The organism is Chryseobacterium sp. KLBC 52, from assembly GCF_003347605.1.
Classification (GTDB): Bacteria; Bacteroidota; Bacteroidia; order Flavobacteriales; family Weeksellaceae; genus Chryseobacterium.
Window position 1 is genome coordinate 62,069 of the sequence record NZ_QDFZ01000021.1, and the last position, 25,090, is coordinate 87,158.

The 25,090-nt window shown below is 35.8% G+C and carries 19 protein-coding genes; 6 read left to right on the forward strand and 13 right to left on the reverse strand.

What is annotated here, in order from left to right; translation table 11 throughout:
• Window positions 1-231: 231 nt before the first annotated feature.
• From DDF69_RS19430 to tsf, 8 genes are all read right to left on the reverse strand, one after another.
• Window positions 232-672 carry a DUF6759 domain-containing protein gene (locus tag DDF69_RS19430; protein ID WP_114822228.1) on the reverse strand — a complete coding sequence of 147 codons (441 nt, stop codon included), beginning with the start codon at window positions 670-672 and terminating at the stop codon, window positions 232-234.
• Window positions 669-1,370 (reverse strand): DUF6759 domain-containing protein, encoded by a 702-nt coding sequence (locus tag DDF69_RS19435; RefSeq protein WP_228412051.1) that lies wholly within the window; start codon window positions 1,368-1,370, stop codon window positions 669-671. The genes DDF69_RS19430 and DDF69_RS19435 overlap by 4 nt, the downstream gene beginning before the upstream one ends.
• Before the next feature lie 17 nt (window positions 1,371-1,387).
• Entirely contained in the window at window positions 1,388-2,065 is a 678-nt protein-coding gene (gene trmB / locus DDF69_RS19440; RefSeq protein ID WP_034692928.1) for a tRNA (guanosine(46)-N7)-methyltransferase TrmB, read from the reverse strand.
• 96 nt (window positions 2,066-2,161) lie between these two features.
• Window positions 2,162-2,926 (reverse strand): DUF6759 domain-containing protein, encoded by a 765-nt coding sequence (locus DDF69_RS19445; RefSeq protein WP_114822229.1) that lies wholly within the window; start codon window positions 2,924-2,926, stop codon window positions 2,162-2,164.
• A gap of 286 nt (window positions 2,927-3,212) precedes the next feature.
• Entirely contained in the window at window positions 3,213-4,007 is a 795-nt protein-coding gene (locus DDF69_RS19450) for a hypothetical protein (RefSeq protein ID WP_114822230.1), read from the reverse strand.
• A 204-nt stretch (window positions 4,008-4,211) separates the two neighbouring features.
• Window positions 4,212-7,610, reverse strand: coding sequence for a T9SS type B sorting domain-containing protein (locus DDF69_RS19455; RefSeq protein ID WP_185144373.1), 3,399 nt, complete (start codon window positions 7,608-7,610; stop codon window positions 4,212-4,214).
• A gap of 118 nt (window positions 7,611-7,728) precedes the next feature.
• Window positions 7,729-10,554, reverse strand: a complete 2,826-nt coding sequence (locus DDF69_RS19460; protein WP_114822231.1) for a gliding motility-associated C-terminal domain-containing protein — start codon at window positions 10,552-10,554, stop codon at window positions 7,729-7,731.
• A gap of 280 nt (window positions 10,555-10,834) precedes the next feature.
• Window positions 10,835-11,659 (reverse strand): translation elongation factor Ts, encoded by an 825-nt coding sequence (gene tsf, locus DDF69_RS19465; RefSeq protein ID WP_034692936.1) that lies wholly within the window; start codon window positions 11,657-11,659, stop codon window positions 10,835-10,837.
• A gap of 143 nt (window positions 11,660-11,802) precedes the next feature.
• Here tsf and DDF69_RS19470 point away from each other — a divergent pair, with 143 nt between their 5' ends.
• Entirely contained in the window at window positions 11,803-12,573 is a 771-nt protein-coding gene (locus tag DDF69_RS19470; RefSeq protein ID WP_114822232.1) for a DUF6759 domain-containing protein, read from the forward strand.
• Between the two features lie 61 nt (window positions 12,574-12,634).
• Here the strand turns inward: DDF69_RS19470 and DDF69_RS19475 are convergent, their stop codons facing one another.
• Together DDF69_RS19475 and gltX are read right to left on the reverse strand one after the other, a co-directional pair.
• Window positions 12,635-13,591, reverse strand: coding sequence for an acetyl-CoA carboxylase carboxyltransferase subunit alpha (locus DDF69_RS19475; protein ID WP_047435651.1), 957 nt, complete (start codon window positions 13,589-13,591; stop codon window positions 12,635-12,637).
• Between the two features lie 49 nt (window positions 13,592-13,640).
• Window positions 13,641-15,149 (reverse strand): glutamate--tRNA ligase, encoded by a 1,509-nt coding sequence (gene gltX / locus DDF69_RS19480; protein WP_114822257.1) that lies wholly within the window; start codon window positions 15,147-15,149, stop codon window positions 13,641-13,643.
• A 440-nt stretch (window positions 15,150-15,589) separates the two neighbouring features.
• Between gltX and DDF69_RS19485 the strand changes: the two genes are divergently transcribed.
• The 5 genes from DDF69_RS19485 (at window position 15,590) to DDF69_RS19505 (ending at window position 21,617) form a co-directional block, all read left to right on the forward strand.
• Window positions 15,590-17,020 carry an MAC/perforin domain-containing protein gene (locus DDF69_RS19485; protein WP_114822233.1) on the forward strand — a complete coding sequence of 477 codons (1,431 nt, stop codon included), beginning with the start codon at window positions 15,590-15,592 and terminating at the stop codon, window positions 17,018-17,020.
• 280 nt (window positions 17,021-17,300) lie between these two features.
• Entirely contained in the window at window positions 17,301-18,689 is a 1,389-nt protein-coding gene (locus tag DDF69_RS19490) for an MAC/perforin domain-containing protein (protein WP_114822234.1), read from the forward strand.
• A 181-nt stretch (window positions 18,690-18,870) separates the two neighbouring features.
• Window positions 18,871-19,668 carry a hypothetical protein gene (locus DDF69_RS19495; RefSeq protein ID WP_114822235.1) on the forward strand — a complete coding sequence of 266 codons (798 nt, stop codon included), beginning with the start codon at window positions 18,871-18,873 and terminating at the stop codon, window positions 19,666-19,668.
• Between the two features lie 3 nt (window positions 19,669-19,671).
• Window positions 19,672-20,325 (forward strand): glycosyltransferase, encoded by a 654-nt coding sequence (locus DDF69_RS19500; protein ID WP_114822236.1) that lies wholly within the window; start codon window positions 19,672-19,674, stop codon window positions 20,323-20,325.
• A gap of 26 nt (window positions 20,326-20,351) precedes the next feature.
• Entirely contained in the window at window positions 20,352-21,617 is a 1,266-nt protein-coding gene (locus tag DDF69_RS19505; protein ID WP_114822237.1) for a glycosyltransferase, read from the forward strand.
• 48 nt (window positions 21,618-21,665) lie between these two features.
• On the opposite strand, the gene DDF69_RS19510 is transcribed toward DDF69_RS19505, so the two are convergent.
• The 3 genes from DDF69_RS19510 to DDF69_RS19520 are packed head-to-tail and all read right to left on the reverse strand — an operon-like array spanning window position 21,666 to window position 25,089.
• Complete coding sequence (locus DDF69_RS19510; protein WP_114822238.1) at window positions 21,666-22,907, reverse strand: glycosyltransferase; 1,242 nt, start codon at window positions 22,905-22,907, stop codon at window positions 21,666-21,668.
• Between the two features lie 4 nt (window positions 22,908-22,911).
• Window positions 22,912-24,099 carry a glycosyltransferase gene (locus DDF69_RS19515; protein WP_114822239.1) on the reverse strand — a complete coding sequence of 396 codons (1,188 nt, stop codon included), beginning with the start codon at window positions 24,097-24,099 and terminating at the stop codon, window positions 22,912-22,914.
• A 3-nt stretch (window positions 24,100-24,102) separates the two neighbouring features.
• Window positions 24,103-25,089 (reverse strand): hypothetical protein, encoded by a 987-nt coding sequence (locus DDF69_RS19520; RefSeq protein WP_062675723.1) that lies wholly within the window; start codon window positions 25,087-25,089, stop codon window positions 24,103-24,105.
• Window position 25,090 lies beyond the last annotated feature (1 nt).

The window sequence follows — 25,090 nt, forward strand, 5'->3', positions numbered from 1 at the left end:
GGTCCAGCGTTTTTTTTATTGTTTGATAATTAAGGCTTCTTAGGACATACCATCAATTCAGGCAGGTCAGGATCTGTAGTCGGAACAATAACTCCTATTCTGCATACCCCGCTACAGCACATTTCACCTATTTCGATATTACAGCCGTCTATACAGCTTCGGTACCCTCCTTTGATTGTTCTTAAGATTTCATCAAAAAAATAAAAACCTGCAGATCCTGCAGGTTATATGTTAGTTTGAAAGTTTTATAGAATAAGAAGTTGTGACAAACTTTGTAGACTGGTAAGTAGAGTTGCAAACCACTCCGGATAATCTGTAGTTCTGATTTCTAGGAACCATGGTATATCCAATCTTTCCTGCACCAATAGGAATTTTCTTGAAAAAATTGCCGCCACTTACCGTAAGGACCATATTACAAGGAGATTTATTTTCCACAGAAATAGAGGTCCTGGGATTTTTGGGATCATCACTGTTGAGAAGATCATTAAGTACTTCTGCTGTCTCCGGTTTATAGGTCTTTATAAGATCGTTATACTCTCGTTCTGTATTGGCTCTGTTCCCTGAATTATTAGCAGGATAAGGGTAGGATGTTCTTCCCGGATAGCCCCCATAATTGACATTACAGCTGGCAAGAATCAATGAAATTCCGGTAAGAACTAATAGTTTTTTCATCCTATTCTATTTTTTTTTGACTTTTGTTTTTTCTCTAACTTTTCCGTTGTGGTCCCCTTTTGGGCAGATTCCAGTCCAGTGTTGGCCGGTTTTGGATTGTCTACCGTTACAAATATACTTTTTTTAATGTCTTTCTGAGAGGAATATTTCATATCACAGATATTGCTGCTCAATGTATATGAACCTTTCTTTAGTACAATGAAATTTTCTGCATGTGAAGGAACAGCAAGATTGTAAAACTCTTGTCCTTCTATCCGCAATACAATATTACAGTCAGAATTATTTTTGAATAAGAGAATCGCTTCATTACGGTGAATATCCTCATTAAACATTGCATTCAATATCCTTACTGTTTTTTCCTTATGCTCAGCAGATGTTTCAGCAATAAGCTTTTTGAACTCTTCGGCATCGTCAGAATTAGGATTTCTCATTGCACCTTTAGGAATATCTGCAATAACAGGTCTTGCTTCCATAGGTTTGGCCGTAAGCGCTCCCTTTGTCCATTCTGTGTTTTTTAAAGCAATGAGCTTAGGTTTCAGCACAGTCTTTTTAGGATCGTCAGGGTGTGCGTTCTTCAGGTATTCTTCAATTTCTTTGATGTTTGTGCTTTTTAAAATGTCTTTACTGCTTTTCTGAGCCTGTGTAAAGTGGGGAATAAGAAATGTGAAGAATAAAATCGTTAAAAATTTTTTTTTCATCAAGTTTGTTTATTTCATCAGCTTATCCGGAATTTGATGTAAGTAATGGTTTTCCCTTTCGCTGAGAATAACTCTTCATAATACGTTTTGATGTCTCTCAAATGTTCTGTATTAGGATCGTATTCTGGTGCACCGTAGATATCATGGTGGGCAGAAATGATTTCATAACCTGCTCCCTGTAAATATCCAAGGGTATATCCATGCAGGAATTCCGAATCGGTTTTCAGGTGTATAATTCCTCCTGGCTTCAGGAATTTTTTATATCGGTTTAAAAAATCCGGATGGGTTAATCTGTGTTTTGTTCTTTTATATTTAATCTGTGGATCAGGGAATGTAATCCAGATTTCGTCTACTTCATTTTCAGCAAAGAAATAATCTACAAGTTCGATCTGAGTTCTCAAAAACGCTACATTAGTCATGTTGTTATCCACGGCTTCTTTAGCGCCAAACCAAAATCTGGCTCCTTTAATATCAACTCCGATGAAGTTTTTTTCAGGAAATGTTTTTGCGAGTCCTACAGAATATTCTCCTTTTCCACAGCCCAGTTCCAATACGATAGGATTATCATTTTTAAAGAAATTGTCTCTCCATTTTCCTTTAAGATCGAAACCATTTAAGGCGTCTTCTCTGGTTGGCTGGATTACATTCGGTAATATTTTGTTTTCTGCAAATCTTGCTAATTTATTCTTGCCCATTGAGTTATAAAATGAGTGCAAAAATAGTGAAAATTTATGGAGTCTCTATGTCTTTTGGTAGTAAAAGACATCAGGACCATTCGTATTTAGTTTGTATTACTGACCTCCCAAGGCCACCATAATGGGTCTTTCAATTGTTTTTTGTGAAGCATATTGTGCGCCGCAAACCAGGCTGGTAAAAAGATACTGTCCTTTACTTATGACAATGGAGCCTTCACCCTGTGCAGGAACTGCCAGCCTGTATTTGGTAGTTCCTACGCCTTCCATTCTTACAATAATATTGCAGTCTGATTTATTTTGAATCAAAACAATACATTCTTTAGCATTGGGATCGTTATCAAATAAGGAATTTAAGATTTTTACAGTCCTGTTTTTATGTTCCACAGGGGAAACAGCCATCAGCATATTGAATTCTTCTGCTTCAGTATTAGGAATGGTGGCATTGGCACTGGCGTTTACAACGTATGTATTTTGAGCAGTACTGGGTGTATAGACTGTAGTAGATTGTTTTGCAGCCAGTTCAGCTTTGTATTTTGCAATTTGCTTTTGTTTGATGATGGCATTCATTTCATCAAAAGTAATCTTGGTAGAAGGCCTCCTTCTCAGCATAGCAAGCATTTCCTGCATGTCTTTTACCTTTTGATCAGCAGGATGTGCATTTTTGATGTACTCTTTCATCATTTCCATTACCCTGGGTTTCAAAACAGATCTTCGGGGATCATCAGGATGAGCATCTCTTAAAAAGGCATTGATCTCATAGATATTCTTACTTTTTAGAATATCACTATAATCTTTCCCTTTCTTTTGGGCAGAGACCGTGAAGAATAACATACAGCCAAGAAGTAAAAGTACTTTTTTCATTAATTAATATTAAGTTAGAAATTGGGTGCTTCACTCTTAATTTGCGTTTTGGTTGCTTAGTTTTTTATTTGATAACGAAATATCCCGTGTTTTTATTTTAAACACTTGTTTGTGAGATAAAATTAAACATATTTTTGAATATTAAGGAATATTATAGCGTAAAAGTTAAATAATTCATACTGTAAGAATATGCTTAAGGATGACTTGCTATCATCACCCATAAAAAAATAACCCATGCACTGTGCATGAGTTATAAGATATTTTAATTTGTTTTTTAAAGGAAATTCTAATTACTGCCAACCACTTCCTGAAGGTGTGAACTTCTTAGTCTTTTCTGATAAATAGGAAGGTATTTTTCAATAGGAATTTTTACTGCTTCAAAATTGCCCGCCAATACATAAGCCTGGATATTTTCTGAACTGTAAACAAACTGAAGAAAATTATCAATTAAATTTTCCGGTATTTTAAATTTTGCAAAATAATCTTTTCCCAGATAATTTTTGATCTGTGCTATGGAGCTGTTCATCCTTTCATAAGCCTGATAACGCTGTTTTTTCTTTCTTTCTCCGGAAAGAATATCATAGATACTTTCCAGGCTGAAGGTAAGTCCTCCATCCCGAAGTCCGGCAACAGGAAGTTCCGGAGGTGTTCCATCTCCTTTAGGTTCGGGAAGCCCGATTACTTTTTTAAGGGCATATGCTTTGTCTTCTTTTCTTAAAGAGTTCACATCATACCGGAGGTTTCCGGTAGGCTTAAATCTGCTGAGAACAATCTCCTGAATTTCATAATAGGCAATTTTAAGTTCAACCAGATTTTTTTGCTCCATAGACTGAGGAGTCAGTTTGATATCCTTTCTTTCCGTCACAATAGAGGTAAAACGGATGACATCCCCGGTATTGGCGGGAATATTAAAATTACCATTGTAGTCCGTAAGAACGGTTTTTTGTGTATTTAGGTTGGTGACATACACCTGATTGAGATATAAAATAGAGTTGTCTCTCAGAAATACCTCGCCGGAATATATTTGTGCATTAATTTTTGCCAGAAAAACCAATAGCAGTAGAGTAAACAGTTTCTTCATATAATGCGCAAAATTACATAGAAATAAAGCAATTCTGTGTAGTTAGATGAAGAATAGTGGTTAAAGTTATATTAAACTTTGGGATTTAATTGTTAAGGAGTGTTAGAAACTTGCCATTCATGTAATAAACAAAACATTTACATAAAAAAACCGGAAGAAAAGAGTGCTGAAGTTTTCACTGCTTTTTCTTCCGGTTTTCTGTGGTTACCTATGTTTTACAAGCAGCCAGCTTGTGTATTTTATCATAAGGTTGGAGCCATATTCTGTCCAGGTGATAAAGTACCAGTAATTTGCTGTAGGAACATATCTGCCACCGATTCTCCCATCCCAGGTATATCTGTTTTCAGGAGTGCCTCTGAAGACTTCTGCCCCATACCTGTCAAAGATCCGGAATACAAGATTATCATTCTTCATTAAAGCAGAATAGTCTATTCCTTCGTTAACGCCGTCTCCATTCGGAGTAATCGTGTTGATCAGATTAATAATGGCAAATGATTTTTTAACATCCTCGCACATTTTAGAATCTCTTACAAATACATTATGAGCTCCTCTCGGTACATTGTAAAAAACATTGGAGCTCTGCCATATTACACCATCTAAGGAATATTCATAAGGAGGTGTACCCCCGCTTGCTCCAACTTTTACCGTTGTTCCATCGATTTCAATAGAGGTTATGACAGGAAGCGGCCATTCTGTAACATTTACATATTGTTTATAAACACAGCCATTGAAAGTGAGTTCTACCCAATAACTTCCCGGTGCTACATTGGTGATGGAAGGAGTTGTTGCCCCTGTACTCCACAAATACCTTTCAAAACCAGGCCCTGCATTAAGGGTGGTAGTGGTTTTCGGGCAAATTGCCGTGTCTGTTAAAATATCTGATTTCTTAGGAATTTTAATATTTATTTTCAGAGTACCTATTTCAGGGCAAACCCCATTTTTTTCAAAACGGATATAATAAGTCTGTGAAGTTGTAATATTAACTGGTAATGAAACTGCGTTCACATCATTCTGAGCATCTGCCAACGTTGCATGAAAAGTAAAAGTAACATTCGGATCTAATGTAAACTGAGGAATAAACTGAGCTAAGTTGACACTTTTTATCCCGTCTAAGTCATCGTCACAAGTACTTTCTGTGACGGTTTTTGTGATCAATGTTATTTTTGCTCCGATACTGAATTGTAATGGTTTGATTACAGAAGCACATCCGTCCGGGGAATCTACCCGGATATAAATGGTTGTAGTTGCTGTATAGCTCCAGTTGTTTGGGAGCGTATTGTTATTTCCTGCATTGGCGTCTGCGAGATTGGCATAATATCTTACATTAGGAAAGTAATTTGGATTATTAAGTACAATCGGGGTTATATTGGAAAGCACAACAGTCACTGTTCCATCCAGATTATCATCACAGAAGATACCATTATAATTATCCGCTACAACAGCTTTGTTAAAAAGTGATAGCGTTATCTGTGCAATATTTTTACAGCCAATATTATTATTAACAACAGCGTATATGATTGTACCATTGGGTACAGTATAGGCTGTTGTATTGGTTATCAAGGCTGCGGCATTTTCATTCTGAGCATCCAAAAGGGTAGGGTAATACGTAATAGTAACCGGTGAGTTACTGGTAACATTTGCTGTTGTCAGGTTGAAGGTTCCCTGTCCATTGATATCACAGGCAAACAGGGTTGTATTCATTACCGAAAGAGCCTGAATATTTATAGTAACGGTAACTGTTTCACAATCCGGGAAGTCAGGGTCATTCCCACAGAATGTATAAGTAAATGTATCTGTTCCTGATATTCCGGGAGTATTTACAGTATAAGTAATAATACCTGTAGTAGGGTTTACAACTGCTGTTCCTAATGAAGGAGCTGTTGTAATGGCTACAGTGCTTGGAGCTGGAGTCTGTGATGAACTGGTGAACGCTGGAATTATTGTTTTGGAGTTACAAACGGTATAAGAGGTATTGGTAAGTTTTGTACAGTTCAGAACTTTAAATTGTTCTGTGACCAGGGGAGCGCAACTTCCCATTGTGACTGAACATGTATAATATCCTGGTAGTGTAGGGGTGATTGATGATGTGGTAGCTCCCGGGACGATAGTCCCGTTTCTGTACCATTGATAAGTATCATATATTAAAGGATCAACGGTAAGAACCATCCCGGGAATACAGCCGCCTCCGGATTGTAAAATAACAGGCTGTGTAGGAAAGCCGGCAAAAAAACCTCCGTATCCTACAGCATCACTTCCGGCAGTGATACCAGCCATAATCGCTTTATCTGAAACTACAGTAATAGTACCTGTTACATTAGGAATGCCGTAAGTAACCCAATTCGTTGTACCTGTCATATTGTAAGGGCCGGTTATTGCAGGTGGATTCGCTCCGTTTACTGTTATGTTAGCTCCTCTTTCCGTAATAAGATTCAGCTTTGTGGGAATATTTAGAATACCTCCGGGATTACCATTGGAATGAACAAAATTTTCATTGATAAGGCCAAGTTCATTAATTTGCTTTGGCAGATAACAGTTCAAAGCAGGAATATAATTAAATCCTCCGGTGGCTGTTTCATTTCCTACATTGGAATCTCCTGCTAAAATTTGGTATACATAAGCATTTTGTGATGTTTTAAGATACAAGTTGTAATGTCCGTTTCCCTGAAGGATATATTTGGAATCCGGGATGACAAAGTATTTTCCGGCATTGATGGTTGCTAATGGTGGAATTTCATTATTGACAAAAATCTGAGTATTGTCTTCAGTAGCAATAACAATAGCCCCTTCCATATGAGAACCAATAGGACCGTTACCTTTTACGAGTGCGAATTCATTTCCAAGTCTGTTGACAGGGACTGCCTGATCCATTAAAATATCTGAGCTGGAAGGGAAGTTTCCTGCGTATTGTCCGTTAAAATTTCCATTGGTGACATTGATGGGCTTGTTTGAAGTAATTTTTGAGCCAATGAAACCATCAACATTTCCAGTGAGATTCCCTATTCCGTCAATGATGTAAGATTGTCCTTTGTTTAAAGTGAAAGTCATTGTCGGATTGGTAGCTCCAGTCATTCCGTTAGAAAACTGAACATTTGGGCTGTACCCGGTGATGGTGACAGTTGTGTTATCTTCAGTAGCCAGTATGCTGGTCATAAAATTTAAAATACCATTGCTCACAGAGATAGGAGCGGACGCTGCGTAGAATTTTTGTCCTGTAGAGGGAATTCCTTTGGAAGTAATGATTTCAGCATGGTTAAATACTGAGAATCTTAAATTGGCATAAAAAGGAAATTCTGCTTTAAGGTATAATCCTTTCGTCGTAGGAGTAAACAGATCTGTTTGCTGTGTGGTAATAATATAATTTCTTAAAACATCAAATTTCTGTGGGTTGTTCTTACTGATGACTACTGTACCAATCAAAACATTATTATTGTAAATGCTTACTGGGAAGGGAGTCGTTCTGCTGGTAGATAAATACAGTTTCTGATAAGGATTGGGAGCACCGGTTCTGTCTACCATCGGAGCAAACCAATGTTCTCTGTCCAGTTGGGCAAAAGAAGAGGTGAAAATGTAAAATATAAATAAAAAAGATAGAATTTTCTTCATTCAGTATTAGTATTTATCACAAATTTAATAATAAAAAGTATTGAATGCTTGAAAATATAATAAAAATAAGCCATGATTGTACAATCATGGCTTATTAAATATAGTTTTAAACTAATTATTACTCTCTGTTTTTAACAAGAATCCAACCTGTATATTTTATTGGAGTCTTTTCTTTGTTGGATTCATTCCAGCTGATATGATACCAGTATGTTCCTGTTCCCAGTTTTTTATCAAAGTGTTTTCCGTCCCATCTGTAATTGTTGAATTTGTTTCCGGTGAACACCATGTTTCCATATCTGTCATACACAACAAAGCTCAGATTTTCTTTATAAGCCAGTTCACTGTAATCTATATAATCATTTACATTATCTCCATTAGGTGTAATGGCATTTAATAGATTAGGAATGGTAACTTCCACAGCAATCGGAGTACAGTTATAGGCATCTTTTACATAGAAAGTGTGCTGTCCTCTTGTTAACCCTGTGAAGGTACTTGAATCCTGCCAGTTAGCAGTTCCATCAACAGCATATTTGTATGGAGCTTTACCACCGCTTACAATTACAGTTGCTGTATTATTATTGATCTCAATCGTTTGAATTACCGGATCTTCAACTTTTTTTACTTTTACAGTCTGTGTGAGGAAACATCCGTTTTTACCAAGAATTACAGTGTACTCTCCAACACCTATATCCCTGATACCTGAAGAAGTAGCTCCAGTACTCCATTGATATGAATCATATCCAGGGCCAGCGTCCAGATTCGTTTTTGCATCCATACAGATATACTGATCTACCAGAACAGGAGACTTTTTAATTGGAAGTACGATTAACTCAATTTTCGCATTGGCCGTACAGCCCTCAGCAGTTGTTACTTTCACATATACAAATCCTCCTGTTGAAGGGAAGTTTTCTGGTGTTGTGATTTGATTGATTCCTGCAGTAAGATCATTAAGGGTACGGTAGTATTTTTTTGTTACCGCATTATAGTCTGTAACCTTAGCTTTTGTAAGATCAAAATAAGCGTAAGGATCCACATCATACCAACATGCCTTAATAGAAGCATCGGTTACGATGAATGGTACTACAGTAAGGTTCAGGGTTACCTGCTCACAATCTGTAAATTCTACAGAGTTTCCACAGAATTTATAAATAATTTTATCTGGTCCTAAATATCCAGGGTTAGGGGTATAAGTAATAGTTCCGTTTGAATTGACAACAGCTGTTCCTTTGGTAGGAGGGGTTAAAATTACTACGGTACTTGGAACCACAGTTTGAGTGGAAGAAGTAAACGTCGGGGTGATAATTTTAGTAGAGCAAGCATTAAGTGCCTGTGTTGTTTCTTTTAAACAGGTTTGTACTTTGTAGATAGGAGTTGTCACAGGAGGACATGTTCCCATTGTTACTTTTACCGTATAATTTCCTGATTGGGTAGGCGTATATGTATAACTGGTAGCACCCGGAATGGCAACTCCGTCACGGAACCACTGATAAGTTTCATATCCATCGTCAACTTCAAGAACAATTCCAGGAACACACTCACCTGTCTTTTTCGCAATGACAGGGATTGATGAGAATCCGGCAAAGTATCCTCCGTATCCTGCAGAACTATACCCTCCGTTGATACCTGCTGTAACAGCTTTTGTAGAGGTAATCTTAATATTTCCGGATACACTGTTGATTCCGTAGGTAACCCAGTTAGCATTTCCAGCCAACGGATAAGGCCCGGCTTCAGGCAAAAGAGGAGCGTCATTTAACATGACAGTAGCACCAGCTTCTGTTAAGATGTTTAATTTTACGACAAGATCACTTGTTGTTGTGCTGGCTCCTCCCACTCCAAGGGGCATTTCATTAATCTTCCCAATCTCATCAATTTTTCTTGGAAGAAAACAGTTTAACGGCGGGATGTAGTTGAATCCATTGGTTGCATCACTTTGCAAAACTCCGATAAACTGGTATAAATATACATTTTTGGTAGTGGAAATGAACATGTTTGAATGTCCTGATGTCCCCTGAGCTACATAGCTGGTTTCGTTAATTCTGTACCATTCTCCGGCAGCAAGTGTTGCAACGGAGGTACCACCACCATTTAAATATACTTCAGTATTATCTTCGGTAGCAACAATAAGACCTCCTTCCATGTTTAAGCTAGGTTGAGTAGATCTTGTTTTTACCATTGCAAAGGTATTACCAAGTCTGTCCACCGGAACAGATTGATCAAGAACAGGGTCACTTCCCGTTGTGGAAGCAGAGAAGTTGGCATTACAACTTCCATTGGTCAATGTTACTGGTTTGTCAGCAACAATTTTAGCACCAATGAAGCCTGTTTTGTTTCCAGACTGAGATCCGGATCCGGCGAGAATAAAAGATTGTCCTTTTTGTAAAGTAAAAGACTGAGTATTTCCAGTCGGGGTGCCATTAATAAAAACGACTCCGGCAGTAGGGTTCCATGATACGGTTACATTGGTGTTGTCTTCAGTTGCAAGGACACCTGCCGTAAAATTCTGGATACTGCTGGTATTGGTATTGGGAGCGGCGGCAACGAAAAATGTTTTTCCAATTCCTGCCTTTCCTTTACTGGTTATTACTTCCCCGTGCACACTCTGAGCGAGTCTTAAACTACAGTAAAAAGGTTTCACTGCTTTTAAATAAAGCCCTTTATTACCTACAATGAAGGCTTCGGTAGATGTTCCTGTGGAAATAAGGTTATTGGCAACCTTATAGGTTTGCGGGTTATTTTTGCTGATTGTAACAGTGGTAAGCGCAGCATTGTTGTTGTAGATAGTTACATCAAAAGGAGTGTCTGAATCAGTAGAAAGGTATATCATATTGTTATACCCTCCAACACTGTCATAATAGGGAGCAATCCAATGCTCGGTATCCCTTTGCGCAAAGAGTGTATTAATTGTCAAAAAAATTAATACTAAACTGAGTAGAAATCTTTTCATGAGTATGGAATTAGGATTTCTACAAAAATAAAATAAAAAATGAAATACTTTTAATAAAATTTAAATAAATGTTAAAAAAAACGCTCCTATTTTTAATTAAAAGCCCTCTTGGATATGAAACTGGTAATTAGTTGTTGGGATTAATCTTTCTGATTATCAATAAATAGTTCTTTAACAGGTGAATTTTTCTGATAGGAGATCGTATCGGCGAATAAGAATCCTGTTAATAAAAAATCCCGGTGAAATTCACCGGGATTCAATATTTTTTGAAAAAGTCCGCTTATAGGCTTACTCTTACAAATCCTGTTACTTTTAGGTCTGCATTTACAGATTTTACGTAATCAGCAACTGAGATACTTCCGTCTTTAATGAAATCCTGGTGTACCAAAGTGTTGTCTTTGTAGAATCTCTGCATTTTACCTTTAAGGATGTTGTCGATAATGTTTGCAGGTTTACCTTCTTCAGTAAGTTTGTGTCTTTCGATCTCTAACTCTCTGTCGATAGTTTCCTGAGAAACTGCAGTTTCGTCAAGAGCAATTGGGTTCATTGCAGCAACCTGCATAGAAACAGCTTTAGCAGCTTCCTCAGCTCCGTCTACTTTAGCAGAAAGAGAAGTGATAGCAGCAATTTTGTTTCCAGCGTGGATGTAAGCTCCTAAGAAATCTCCCTGAATTCTTTCGAAAGATCCGATTTCAATTTTCTCACCGATAACTCCTGTTTGCTCAACTAATTTCTCAGCAACAGTGATTCCGTGGAAATCTGTAGCTAAAAGCTCTTCTTTAGTAGCAGCGAAGATAGCCATTTCAGCTAATTCGTAAGCTAGCTCAACGAATGCCTCGTTCTTAGCAACGAAGTCAGTTTCGCAATTTAAAGAAATAACAGCACCTAAAGTGTTGTCTTCGTTTACTCTTGCGATTACTGCCCCTTCAGTAGACTCTCTGTCAGCTCTGTTAGCAGCAACTTTTTGTCCTTTTTTTCTAAGGATATCTACCGCTTTTTCGAAGTCTCCTTCAGCTTCAACTAGAGCTTTCTTGCAGTCCATCATACCTGCACCTGTTTGGTTTCTTAATTTAGCTACGTCTGCAGCAACTGGTGTATAAGACATAATATCTATTATTTTTTATTTAAGATTAGTATTAATTTTTAGCTTAATTTTAGAGCAGTGCAAAGATAATGATTTTAATGATAAACTAAAAAATGACTTTTCACGTTATTAATATATTTAATACTATTTTAAAGGTTTGATTAATGAAAAAAATCTTCTTTCTTCTATTTATATGCATTTTTGCTCTTGGTTTTTCTCAAAAAAAGAAAAAAACAAAATCTAAAGCTGTTGTTGAAAAAGAAACTGTAATTATCTATACCGAGCAGGAAGCTGAGATTTCAAAAGAGGCAAGAGTGATTGCCGGATTTTTGAAACAGAACCCTGGTCATGCTAAAACTGACTATTTCAAAAGAAAGCTGATTGATATTATTATGGCAGATAATTCGCCGGAAGCAAAACCTACGATCAAACCAATTAGTAAAGAGAAAATTGAAAATATCGTTAAAAATAATGAACTGAATAGCGGAAAAACGATTGCTGCAAATAAAAAATATACTGCTAATGGGAAGCCTGTTTCTAATAATACAGCAGCTGCTATTGACGCTTTAAAAGAAGAAAGAAGAACTACTTTTGCGTCGGTAGGATCTGCGGGTGCAGCAAAAACCGCAGGAGCATCCAAAGCTGAACCAAGTGAAGAAAATAAAAGAAGAGCCGCCATGCTTACCCATCTTTTTAGTAATGACATCAATAAAAGTGAAGCTTATATCAATATCAAGAACAGATCAGCCTGTAATCTTATTGTGAAGATAAGTGGAAAAAAATATTATAATCTAACTGTGCCTGCAAGAGGGGAGAATTTTATCCTGGTTGATAAAGGAGAGTATGTAATGACCACATCAGTCTGTGATGCAAAATATTCTTCTGTAAAGAAAATTACTCAGGATATTGAGATTGCCCTGAATGTTGCAGAATAGAATAAGAAAGAAGTAAACTAAAGAAAAAAGGTTAAGAAGAAATTCTTAACCTTTTATTTTTTTATCCTTTAAACTGACCCATTGCAATGAATTTGTCCTGTCTTTGGGTTTCAAGCTCCTGTCCTGTAAATTTGGAAAAAGCTTTGATATTTTGTAAAATTGAATTTTTTAAGTTCAAATAAGTTGTCTCCTGGTCATAATGAGCACCTCCAAGGGGTTCCTCTATGATTCCGTCAATGAACTTTTCTCTTAAAGCATCCGCCGGAGTAAGATTCAATGCATTGGCAGCATCTTCTTTGTGATCCCAGTTTCTCCATAATATAGAAGAACAGCTTTCTGGTGCAATTACCGTATACCACGTGTTTTCCAACATATATACTTTATTTCCGACCCCTATTCCTAATGCTCCACCACTGGCACCTTCTCCGATGATGTAAGTGAAGATAGGTGTTTTCAGCTGAACCATTTCAAAAATATTTCTTGCAATAGCTTCTCCCTGCCCTCTTTCTTCAGCTTCCAATCCAGGATAAGCTCCCGGTGTATCTACTAAAGTTACCACAGGGATATTGAATTTTTCAGCAAGCTTCATTAATCTTAAAGCTTTTCTGTATCCTTCCGGATTTGGCATTCCAAATCTTCTGTGCTGTCTTTCTTTAGTCGTTCTTCCTTTTTGAGTCCCTATGATCATTACTTTCTGACCATCAAGGGTAATCAATCCTCCAATCATTGCCGGATCATCAGCGAAATTTCTGTCTCCATGAAGTTCTAAGAAACTGCCTTTGTCTGCCATTCCGTTGATATAGTCCAGTGTATAAGGACGATCCGGGTGACGGGACAGTTGTACTCTTTGCCAAGGTGTAAGATTTGAATAGATTTCTTTTTTCTTTTCTAGAATCTTATCCTCAATCTGGCTGCATGCTAATTTTACATCAACACCACTTTCTTCTCCTACTAAAGAACACGTCTGGTATTGGTCCATCAATTCTTTGATAGGAAGTTCGAAACTTAAATATTCCATTTCTTGAAGTAAATTAAATCTTTCAAATGTATGAAAAATTATGGTTATTCTATTTAAAATTATTTATAGCATTGTTTATTCTGGAGATACTTTCCTCTTTACCAAGGGTTTCCAGAATGTCCGGAACGTCCGGTCCTTTCAGTTCTCCTACTAAAGATAATCGTAACGGCATCATTACTTTACCCATTCCTAATCCTTTGTTTTCAGCAAAATCATGCATGGTTTGCTTTAATGTTTCAGCAGCAAAGTCTGTAGCTTCAAATGCAGATGCCAATTCTCCTAAAACGGTAGAAGTTTCATCATTCCATGCTTTTTTGGATGCTTTTTCGTCATAAGAAACCGGAGCTTCAAAGAAAAATTTTCCGTTTTCATAGATATCTTTAGGGAAAGTGGCTCTTTCTTTCATCAGATGAATTACTTTCAGTAGCTTTTCATCAGAAGCAGCGGAAAGATCAAGATCGGTGTTTTTCAGGATCTGAAGAAGTTCTTCATCAGACTTCATCTGAATATACTGGTGATTGAACCATTCAGATTTTTCTTTACTGAATCTTGCTCCTGCTTTATGTACTTTATGAAGATCAAATTCTTTGATCATCTCTTCTAAAGGAAGTATTTCTTTATCATCTGCGGGAGACCATCCCAGTAATGCGACCATGTTGATGAAAGCATCAGGAAGATATCCGTTTTCTCTGTATCCTTTAGAAACTACACCTGTAGCAGGATCTTTGAAGTCAAGAGGAAATACCGGGAATCCGAATTTATCTCCGTCTCTTTTGCTCAATTTTCCTTTTCCTTCTGGTTTTAAAATTAAAGAAAGGTGTGCAAATTGTGGTGCTTCCCACTGCATTGCTTCATATAATAAGGTATGAAGTCCCAAAGAGGGAAGCCATTCTTCACCACGGATGACGTGAGAGATTTCCATTTCATGATCATCAATGATGTTCGCAAAATGGTAAGTTGGCATTCCGTCATTCTTTACCAGAACTTTATCATCTAAAGTATTGGTATTAACTGAAAATTTTCCACGGATAATATCTTCAAGATTTAATACTCTGTCAACAGGCATTTTAAATCTTACAACATAAGGTGTTTTTTCATCCAATAATTTTTGGACTTCTTCTTCAGAAAGAGCAAGACTGTTTCTTAAACGGTTTCTGGTTTTATTATCATAAGAGAAAACATCACCTTTCGCTTCATACTCAGAACGCATTGCATCCAGTTCTTCTGCGGTATCAAAGGCAATGTAAGCATAATCTGTCTTCAGGATCTGCTCTGTATATCTGTCGTAGATGTCTCTTCTTTCAGACTGTCTGTAAGGAGCGAATTTTCCTCCTTTCTTAGGACTTTCATCAGGAATGATTCCGCACCATTCTAAAGCTTCTTCAATATATTCTTCAGCTCCTTCTACATATCTTGCGGTATCTGTATCTTCAATTCTCAGTACAAATTCTCCCCCTTGATTTTTAGCAAAAAGATAATCATATAATGCGGTTCTTACGCCTCCCAAATGTAATGGTCCTGTAGGACTTGGAGCAAAACGTACTCTTACTTTCTCCATTTCAATTTTAATTTTTGCAAATTTACTTAAAATTATGCGTTTAAGAGATGATTTCTGACCGCGTATTGATTTTTTGATCCTGACTTTTTTATTTATTTCCATAGATTTTCGGTAAATACGGTTTTTAAAACTCCCAATCTTATATTTCTGATCATATTTTTTACTCATGGATCGTAATCTGTGAAAAGTGTTTCTGAAAAAATGAATTCATAAACGATAACTGTTGTGTTTTGTGCGTGTGTTCTTTTGTAAGTGTTTTTATATTTGTTTTCATAATTGATATTATTAAATTAAATCACAATTATGAGATTTTGAATTCCTTTATTCATAGTTCTTTAAGTGTGTATTAAAATCACTAATTAATGATATATATCAGGGTTTGCTTTTGTATTTCACCACGCATTGAAGTTTATATTTGTCGGAAATTTTAAAGTAATACTATGAAAAAACAAATTTTATTTAGCTTCAGTGCGGCGCTGTTGCTATTCATGGGGGCATGTTCTTCAGAAGATCTGACTACTGAATCTACTCCTGATAGTCCGGCGAAAACTAATCGTTTGTCAGCAGCGAAATTTGCAGGTGACGGTATTTATGATGTTTTAGGGCATGGTTTTAATGCTACCGGGGAATATGCCAATGCTAATTCTGCAGGGTTTAAAGTAATTGATATTGATCGCTTCAATTCTGAACAGGCAGGAAGATTACTGTCTGAAAATACAAATACGCAGCAGTACCTTGAAGAATACGGAGAGAATGCAGAAACCTATTCTAAAATGGTTTCTACAAAAGTAGATGTTACTGCAGGAATTCCATTATTTAAAAAAACAATATCGGTAGGATTTAATTCTGCAGTGACAACTAACCATAAATTTGATGCCAAATATATTTATGGTAGTTACAACCTTATCATTAAGCAAAAAAGGCTGAGATTCAATGCTACCACAGATATGTTGGCGGATTATGTAACTCCGGAATTTACTCAGGATCTGCAAACAAAAACTCCTCAACAGATTGTGCAGGATTACGGAACTCATGTTATGACTGATATTTATACCGGAGCTAAAATGGATATCATGTTCCAGTCTGAAACAAGTAACGAGAGCCGCGACCGTGCTGCCAGAATCGGAGTAAAAGTGGGGGTGAAATCTATATTTGATGTTGATGTAACCAATGATGTGAATACTTCAGAATCATCTATGAATTACTCTAAGAAATTATCTTACAGAACAAGAGGAGGTGATCCATCAAAAGGATTGGTTGGAGAATTGAATCTTGATCAGGCTGCTCCGAAAATCAATATTACAAACTGGCAGAGCAGTTCTACAGCGAGCAATGCGGTATTGGTAGAATTTGGAAATAACGGCCTTGTTCCTATTTATAACCTGGTAAAAGATGCAGCTAAAAAAGCGCAGCTTAAGGCGTATGTAGATCAGTATTTGATTGATAATCAAATTTCATTGGAATATAATACTACCATGTTGTACGGCTACCAGAATCAGGCAGACAGTAATCATTATTTCACTTTCAATACCAACCTTCAGCCGTCTTCTTACTGGACTAATGAGGGACCAACATTTAAAGTTTTTCAGTACAAAGCCCCTGAAACAGTTCCTATTTACTGCTATAAGAGTACTTCGGGAGCAGATCATTATTTTACCCAGGCAAGTACGTTACAACCATCTTCTTATTGGAATGTTTATATGGGAGTAGCATTCTATGCTTATAAAGATCCGGGAGCTGGAAGAATCCCTGTATATAGCTATAAGGCTAAAAACGGATCGGATCATTATCTTTCAGTGTCACCTAATTTAGGTCCTGTGAACTATTGGAGTATCAGAGAAGGTATTGCTTTCTATATTCCAGCTAACTAATTTTTGGATTTATATTAAATCAATTTGGTTATACATTATGAGTGGAGTCAGTAATTCTGGCTCCATTTTTTTATCTATAATTAAATAAGGCTTGTTTTAATGTGAGGGCAGTATGTATAATTATTTATTTTTAATAATTCTCTAATTTGTGATGTTGAATCCCTTTGTTAATGATATTTTAACCTATTATTAAATTCACTAATTAATGATATAAATCACTTTAATATTATTTTTTCACTTGGTGATGAATATTATATTTGCAGAAACTTTTTAATAATCTATGAAAAAACAAATTTTATTCTGCTTCAGTAGTTTGCTGATGCTTTTTATGAGTTCATGTTCAACGGAGGAGCTGAACAGCGAGGTAACCCCGGAAAGCCCTGCGGCAAAAGCCAATAACCGGTTATCTGCTTCCAAATTTGCAGGAGACGGAATTTATGATGTCTTAGGACATGGTTATAACGTTACCGGTGAATATGCCAATGCAACAGCTGCCGGTTTTAAGGTGGTTGATATTGATCGCTTTAAACTGGAGCAGACCAACAGATTAATCAGCGAAAACACAAATTCTCAGGAGTACTCCGAAGATTATGGTGAAAATGCTGAAGCTTACTCCAAAATGGTTTCTACCAAAGTGGATGCAACAGTTAATTTTCCATTGTTTAAAAAAATACTCTCTGTAGGTTTTGGCTCAGCGGTAACAACCAACAATAAGTTTGATGCTAAATATATCTACGGAAGCTATAACCTTACGATTAAGCAGAAAAGAGTAAGATTCAACGCTACTACCGATATGCTGGGTGATTATATTACTCCGGAATTTGCACAGGATTTACAAACAAAAACTCCGCAGCAGATTGTTCAGGATTATGGAACTCACGTAATGACTGATATTTATACAGGCGCAAAGCTTGATATTTTATTCCAGTCTGAAACAACAAGCCAGACTCGTGATAAGGCAGCCAGAATAGGAATAAAGGCAGGAATGCTGAATATCTTTAATGTGAATGTGGATAATGACGTGAACACTTCTGAGTATCACATGAATTTTTCTAAAAAGTTGACCTACAAAACCAGGGGTGGAGATCCTTCAAAAGGTTTGGTAGGAGATTTGAATCTGGATCAGACCAACACAAAAGTTAATATTTCCAACTGGCAGAACAGCTCAAGTGTAAGCAATTCTGTTTTGGTTGACTTTGGAAGTAATGGATTGATTATTATTTATGACTTTGTAAAAGATCCTGTGAAAAAAGCTCAGCTTAAAGCCTATGTAGATCAATATCTGATTGATAATAAAGTGTATCTTGAATTTAAAACAATTCCAGTGTACAGATATTATAATGGAGTAGATCACTATTATACAAAAATTGCTGGAAACTACAGCGGATATTCTTTTGAAGGAACAGAGTTTAATGCATTCTTGTATAAAGCTCCCAATACAGTTCCTATCTACAGATATTGGAACGGTAAAGATCATTATTATACAAAAACTCCGGGATATTATTCGGGATATGTATCTGAAGGAATCGAGTTCAATGCTTTTGCTACTCAGGAGCCAAATACAGTTCCTATCTACCAGTATTGGAATGGTAAAGATCATTATTATTCAAGATCCAGCGCAACGCCTCCTGGTTATATTAAGGAAGGAATTGAATTCTACGCTTACTAACTAAATAATATTAATATTTTACAAAAAAACCGTCTCAGCTTTGGGATGGTTTTTTTATATAACGAGAACAAAAAATGAATATTTGCAAAATATTTTCGTTGATTAAAGGAACAGTAAAAGAATATTGCCGGTATTCGTTCATTAAAAATGTATTTTTGTAACTTATAAATTTAGTTTATCAATGAGAAAAGCAATATGTCTTTTTATTGTAGGGGAAAAGTACTGGAAAATGTACCATAAAAATAGAGCAATGTTTGAAAGCTATGCTAAAAAATGTGATGCGGATGTAAAGATTATTGATAAACCTATGGATGAGAATTTTCACAGGCCGCTTTTAGCTCAGAAACTGCTGATTCCTTCAGAAACGAAAGAGTATGATATGGTTCTTTTTATGGATCTGGATATTATTATTTCGGATAAAGCACCTTCTATTTTTGATTTTCTTCCGGAAGACAAATATTTCGGGGCAATTCTGGATCCCAGAGGAACTGACGAATTCAACAAAACCTGGGGACATATTCCGAGAATATTGGAAGAAACCAGTGAAATGTATTTTACGGACCGGCATTTTGAAGCGAATCCTTTAATACAGGGGAGCATTAACGGGGGCGTATTTATTTTCAGACCCAAAAATGTAGCAGATGTTTTTAAAGACTATTATTTTTCAGATCATAATCAAGGAGAACTGAACAGTTTTGAAGAGACACCATTCGCTTATTTTTCTCAGATCAATAACTGGTTTGAAGCTTTGCCACCCGCATTCAATGTTCAGGTTTTATATAAAATAAAAGGAACGGAGAGAGGGAATGAAGTAGAACATGATGAGAAAAAACTTCCCGGATTTTTCAAAAAATATTATTACAAAAAAACAGGAAGCTGTTTTTATCCCACAAGGAAGTATAAAAATTACGTAAAACAAATCATTGCTGAAAATTATTTTACCCACTTTTCCGGCAATTATCCTATAATCTACAATTAAATTATGAGCTTACTTTCACGCTTTTCCAGCAAATTTATCACTGTTTCTTACGGAATCACCGTTAACGATGAAGCGAAGGAACTTAAAAAATTATTGGATACTCTTCTTCCTTTGATTGATGGTAATGATGAGGTTATTGTTCTTCAGGATGTTACCAATAAAAATCAAGAGGTGACAGAGTTGCTCGCTCATTATGATCGTATTATAAAACTTGAGGCCAAGCTGGATGGAGATTTTGCCACCTTTAAAAACAGATTAATTGAAAAGGCAAATGGTCAGTATCTTTTTCAAATCGATGCCGATGAATATCCTACTGAACATTTTATTAAAACATTGAAACCTTACCTTAAAAAAGAGAAAAGTGTTGAAATATTTTATGTTCCCAGAATCAATACAGTGGAAGGGATTACAGAAGAATATGTGCAACAAATGGGTTGGAAGATGAATAATGAAGGGTATATTAATTTTCCGGACTATCAGCCAAGAATTATCAAAAACAATAAAAAAATCTTCTGGAAGAATAAAGTGCATGAAGTTTTGTATGGAAATAAAAACTTTACAGAAATTCCTGCAAAATATGAATTGTCATTAGTTCATAAAAAGAATTTTGAGAAGCAGAAAAAGCAGAACAATTTTTATGAAACCCTGGAAGATTAATCAGTTTGAATTATTAGAAAATAAAAATGGAAGATTTAGGAATTAACGTTTTTGGATTTATTAATGGTGAGTTTGGTATTGCTGAAGCAACAAGACTTAATTGTAAAGCAATACAGAGTGCTGGAATCCCCATCAGCATGATCAACTATGATGTGAGAACCAATCATAATAATAATGACCTTACATTTACTCAGTTTTCCAAAAAAGCAGACCATCCTATCAATTTGATTCAGGTGTCACCATCTGTTTCGGAAATTTCAAACTTCTTTGAATATTTTGATTATTCTTTTTTTGAAAGAAAATACAATATTCTTTATATGGCATGGGAATCAGAAACGATTCCGGAAGATTATCTTCTGAATATTAATCTTTTTGATGAGGTCTGGACTCCTTCAGAATATTGTAAGAAATGCATTGAAAAATACATAGCATCTCCCGTAAAAGTAATTCCACATCCGATTGATATTCATCTGAAGGAAACGGAAGATCCGGATGCTTTGAATTTTTATAATAAAGACTCCTTTAATTTTTTATTCATTTTCGATTATAACAGTTCCATACAAAGGAAAAATGTACTCAATCTGATTAAGGTTTTCAGAGAAACATTTGACGGAAAGGATAATAATGCTTTTTTAACCATTAAAACCTCGAAATCAGATAAATTTTCTTTAGAAAAACAACAGATAAATGAGGCCATTGGAGACTCAGTAAAGATCAAAATTGTAGAAAAGATTTTTGATAAAAATGCACTGAACTATGTAATCAGTAACTGTGACAGTTATATTTCTCTTCACAGATCTGAGGGATTCGGACTTACGATGGCTGAGGCCATGTATTTTGGAAAACCTGTTATTGCTACAGAATATTCCGGAAATCTGGAATTCATGAATTCTGAAAACAGTTTTTTGGTACAGGCAGAGAAAGTTTCTTACGGTTCGGATGATCTTAATTATGATTCTAATACAGTCTGGTCTGAACCTTCATTAGAAAAAGCTTCTGAATATCTGAAAAAAGTATATCAGGGCGGTGAGGATATTAAAGTGAAGTCGGATAATGCTCGTAAAACCATTGCAAATGACTTCTCTCTTGATGGAGTAGGGAAACTGATCAGAAAAAGATCAGAAGAACTTATTTCTGAGGGCAAAATTCAACAAAGCAGGTCGGCATTAATAAAACTATATGCAGACAGTATTTTTCTGAGAAAAGATCTTAGAATTTACAAGAAAAGCAAACCGATTCAATGGATCTATGGGGTCAAAATGTATTTCAGAAATAGAAAACAAAAGAAATAATTTACTATCAATAAAAAGCGGTGGATTTACCTGAATCCACCGCTTTTTTTATTTCTTACCTTTTACTTTCTTTAAAAAGGTGTTGACTTTTCTCCTGATCTTATTGTACAAGGTTTTCTCAAGGTAATTCACTCTTCCACTTAACCGGTCTATTTCTGCAAGATAAAAAACGTTCCCTATACTATTTTCTGAGGTGTTTTCTTTCTTATTCATCTGGTCAATAAAAGACAGTCTTAGCTTAAGCAAATCTCCTATAGCTTCAAGAGAAAAATTATCTCTGATCTGAGCCTCTGCATTTTGTTTAACAGCGCTTAAAGACTTGAAGTTGTTCTTTATATACAAAAGTTTTTGGCTGGCATCATGCAAGTCAGGCTTAGCTAAAGTCAGACCTTCGGCAATTAATCCTTTTGTATTGGAGGTTTTAATAAAACTATACTGAACAAGGAAGCTGTTGTTCACATTCATAAAGTCCAGATTTCCGGAATATCCTGTTCCTACAACAATCTTTCCATAAGACATTGCTTCTGCCATCGTAAGCCCGAAACCTTCGGAACCATGGAGAGAAACAAGGACATCGGACTTCTGAATAAGAGAATGGAGCTTTTCTTTCGAGAAATGTTCATCAATAATGATAATATTAGAGATGCCAGTATATTTTTCCAATACTTTTTGAGCATCTTTACTTCTGTTGAGGTTATGTGTTTTCACAATCAAAACACTTTCAGGATCATCTTTAAAGACATTAATGAACGCTTCAATAGTCGCTTCAGGGTTTTTTCTAATAGTTGTACTTAAAGAATCGAAAATTGTAATATATACCTTTGAGCCGGTTTTAATATGATACTCCTCAAACTTAAATTCATCAGAAGGATCTAGTTTCTGAATTGGGTGAGAAAATCTCATCACAGGAATCCCGGTATATTTTGTGAAAATATTGACACAGAAATCGCTGGGAACCCATAATTCATCAAAAATATTCAGAAACTCCACAGTTTTATCTGAAACTTCGGGAAATTCCCAGGCCCAATAAACAATATTGTAATGTCCCGCAAGATTGATATCCTGATTTTTTGAAAAAAATTCGTGAGTCACATTACTGTTAATGTGAAAAATATTAATTAATGCATCTGGCTCTGCGGCACTTTTAGACTTTTCAAGAGTATCACTTGAGTAGCTGATGCGGTTTACTTTAATGCCTGCGTTTTCCATAGCAGTCGCATTAAGCCTTGTGGCTTCTGCTATACCAAAATTTCCATCAAAAAAACCGTGATAGTTTACGCTTAATGACATGTTTTTATAATGTTTTAAGTTTTTCTTTTACTTCTTCAGGTGAAAATGCTCTCAGACTGTCCACAGAATTTCTGCTTAAAGTATTCCAAATCTCTTCATTATTGTTCAGCTGAATAATAGCCTCTGCAAAACTGTTTTCGTCATTGGCAATCAGTACATTCTTTTTATCGGTAAGTTTCATACCTTCAGCGCCGATATCCGTAGTAACCACGGGGAAAAAGTATTCAAAAGCCTGTCCGATTTTCCCTTTTACGCCGGCACCGAATCTTAAAGGAGCCACCATAATTTTAGAATTCATAAAGTGTTCTTCAATGCTTTCCACAAAACCTAAAAATTTAAACTTAGGAAATAGTTTAAGATCAAGTTTTTCTGCAACATTCCCGATGATGCTTACTTCCAGCTCAGGATTGGTTTTCCAGACGATAGGCATTATTTTTTCATAGAGAAACTTTACCGCATCAATATTCGGTTCGTGGATAGAACCTATAAAGGTAATTCCCTTACTTTCACTGAAATTTTTTCTTTCAGAAATATCAATTTTTGGATAATGAATATTAGATACCGTAATGATCTTATTTTTGTCCGCATACTGGCTCATAATTTCTTTCTCCTTATCAGAGATGGCAATGATATAATCCAGTTGTGGAGCAACAACAGTTTCCAGACGGAAAAAATGTTTATAATTCTTCTTTAATGAAATACGGGTAGGTTCCAGTTCGATCGCTCTTTTAAACCTTAAGAAATGAATATCCACCATATCATAAATGAATCTGGCAGAAGGTAAAACGGCTTTCATTTTTTTATAAAAAAGATTCAGCGCCAGAGGGCCGTTGAACCAAACGTAATCGATCTTTTTAAAAGAAGACAGGAAATCGTAAATATTCCTGTACTTATTGTTCTCTATGTAAACGATAACATTGTGCTGCTGATAAAACTTCACATAAGAATCATCTTCAAACATATGGGGAGCAAATAAAATGCAGTTGTATCCTAATTCTTTGTAAATAAATATAAGTTCTTTCAGTCTGTTAGCCCCGGATTCTTTATCATGGGCAGGAAAATCTCTTGATGCAAACAGGATCGTTTTTTGGGAAGCGTCATACAGATTAATGTTGACTATATCCTTAGACTGAAGGTTTTTGAGTTTTTGTTTTCTTTCGAAGTGTTTTTTTATTTTTTTTAAGATTCCCATTTGTCAGTTTTTAGTATCAAGTTCAAAAACTTTATTCACCCAACTATCCAAAGTGTATCTGTAGTAGATTTCTTCCGGAATTTTCTCGTAAGGTTTTTCAAAAAAAGATTTGTCAAGATTACTAATATTTTTGTTTAAAATCAAAATATTATTGGGATTGTAAAAATCATAGGTTTTAATGGCTTCATTATCAGTGATGATTTTCTTTTCCAGAGACATGGCCTCAAAAACTCTGAAGCTGAGTCCATATTGCCCTTCACGCATCAGATCCAGTAAAACTTTTGAGTTTTTATAATATTTGGGAAGATCATTATGCGGGATCTTCTTAATGCTGAACACCAGGAAAAGATTCTTAGGTACTGTCATGAACATATTGGTGAGCTGATGCTTCCAGGACTTTTTTCCAATGATCATAATCTGGAACTTCAATCCCTGTTCAATGAGCTTTTTAGCCAACAGTTTTATCAATGAAACCCTTCTGTTGTCATAAGAGGTGATGTAAAAAAGATCCATTTCTGGCTTTTGAGACTCTTTTGCACAATGTGGAAGGTAGATATAATTGGTTAATTTTTCAAAGCCGTGTTTTTTAACATCAATATAATCGAAAGAAAATACTTTGTCAAAAAGATAGAGTTTGTCTTCCACAGGTACTCTTTCAAGATTATCATAAAGATAGGTTACCAGACGGTCTGTAGATTTTCGGATTTTTTTAAGGGTAGAAAGATCAAATGTATCCGGATTCATCACCAGGATCTGATCCTGATGTCCTAATTTTTCCAGGGAATCCAGAACATATTTCTGTCTTTTTTCAGTCTTAAGATTTTTGTTTAAAAAAGTTTTGCTTAACGCATTTACAGCTCTTTCATTGAAGTTGGAATGAGTAACGGTACTGATTTTTATATGGTGAGCATCAATACCACGCTGGCATAATGTTTCAACAATATACTTATCATAATCCCAAAAATCATAACTAATGATACAAATCTTCATT

Coding starts and splice junctions, on each gene's coding strand:
- DDF69_RS19450 (WP_114822230.1), bottom strand. CDS start 4,007: ATGAAGAAACTGTTTACTCTACTGCTATTGGTTTTTCTGGCAAAAATT.
- DDF69_RS19475 (WP_047435651.1), bottom strand. CDS start 13,591: ATGGAATATTTAAGTTTCGAACTTCCTATCAAAGAATTGATGGACCAA.
- DDF69_RS19445 (WP_114822229.1), bottom strand. CDS start 2,926: ATGAAAAAAGTACTTTTACTTCTTGGCTGTATGTTATTCTTCACGGTC.
- DDF69_RS19460 (WP_114822231.1), bottom strand. CDS start 10,554: ATGAAAAGATTTCTACTCAGTTTAGTATTAATTTTTTTGACAATTAAT.
- DDF69_RS19520 (WP_062675723.1), bottom strand. CDS start 25,089: ATGAAGATTTGTATCATTAGTTATGATTTTTGGGATTATGATAAGTAT.
- tsf (WP_034692936.1), bottom strand. CDS start 11,659: ATGTCTTATACACCAGTTGCTGCAGACGTAGCTAAATTAAGAAACCAA.
- DDF69_RS19495 (WP_114822235.1), top strand. CDS start 18,871: ATGAGAAAAGCAATATGTCTTTTTATTGTAGGGGAAAAGTACTGGAAA.
- DDF69_RS19510 (WP_114822238.1), bottom strand. CDS start 22,907: ATGTCATTAAGCGTAAACTATCACGGTTTTTTTGATGGAAATTTTGGT.
- DDF69_RS19485 (WP_114822233.1), top strand. CDS start 15,590: ATGAAAAAACAAATTTTATTTAGCTTCAGTGCGGCGCTGTTGCTATTC.
- DDF69_RS19455 (WP_185144373.1), bottom strand. CDS start 7,610: ATGAAGAAAATTCTATCTTTTTTATTTATATTTTACATTTTCACCTCT.
- DDF69_RS19435 (WP_228412051.1), bottom strand. CDS start 1,370: ATGAAAAAAAAATTTTTAACGATTTTATTCTTCACATTTCTTATTCCC.
- DDF69_RS19490 (WP_114822234.1), top strand. CDS start 17,301: ATGAAAAAACAAATTTTATTCTGCTTCAGTAGTTTGCTGATGCTTTTT.
- trmB (WP_034692928.1), bottom strand. CDS start 2,065: ATGGGCAAGAATAAATTAGCAAGATTTGCAGAAAACAAAATATTACCG.
- DDF69_RS19430 (WP_114822228.1), bottom strand. CDS start 672: ATGAAAAAACTATTAGTTCTTACCGGAATTTCATTGATTCTTGCCAGC.
- DDF69_RS19505 (WP_114822237.1), top strand. CDS start 20,352: ATGGAAGATTTAGGAATTAACGTTTTTGGATTTATTAATGGTGAGTTT.
- DDF69_RS19515 (WP_114822239.1), bottom strand. CDS start 24,099: ATGGGAATCTTAAAAAAAATAAAAAAACACTTCGAAAGAAAACAAAAA.
- DDF69_RS19470 (WP_114822232.1), top strand. CDS start 11,803: ATGAAAAAAATCTTCTTTCTTCTATTTATATGCATTTTTGCTCTTGGT.
- DDF69_RS19500 (WP_114822236.1), top strand. CDS start 19,672: ATGAGCTTACTTTCACGCTTTTCCAGCAAATTTATCACTGTTTCTTAC.
- gltX (WP_114822257.1), bottom strand. CDS start 15,149: ATGGAGAAAGTAAGAGTACGTTTTGCTCCAAGTCCTACAGGACCATTA.